Source organism: Ruminococcus sp. N15.MGS-57 (assembly GCF_000980385.1).
Classification (GTDB): domain Bacteria; phylum Bacillota; class Clostridia; order Oscillospirales; family Ruminococcaceae; genus Hominimerdicola; species Hominimerdicola aceti.
Genome location: NZ_LARF01000162.1, coordinates 1 through 274, shown reverse-complemented (window position 1 = coordinate 274; position 274 = coordinate 1). Strand labels below are relative to the sequence as shown.

Annotated in this window: 1 rRNA gene; it reads left to right on the top strand. The window is 44.5% G+C overall.

Going from position 1 to position 274, the window contains the following annotated elements:
• Nucleotides 1–64: ribosomal RNA gene (locus WS40_RS11100) — 16S ribosomal RNA — on the top strand; the annotation flags it as partial.
• Between the last annotated feature and the right edge of the window lie 210 nt (nt 65–274).

The window sequence follows — 274 nt, the reverse complement described above, 5'->3', positions numbered from 1 at the left end:
GATAACTGGGGTGAAGTCGTAACAAGGTAGCCGTATCGGAAGGTGCGGCTGGATCACCTCCTTTCTAAGGAAATCGAGTAGAGAGTTTTTCACTGTTGAGTTATTAATGATTATTTAATAACAAATAACACTGGGGTAAGTTGAGGAAGTTCGACTTTGCTTGCGCAAATCGAACAAGTTTCACACTAAGCTCGAAAATACCTCGCTAAGTGTTCAAACTTCCGGTGGCGATGCGCTTTTGGGAAACACCCGTCCACATCCCGAACACGATGGT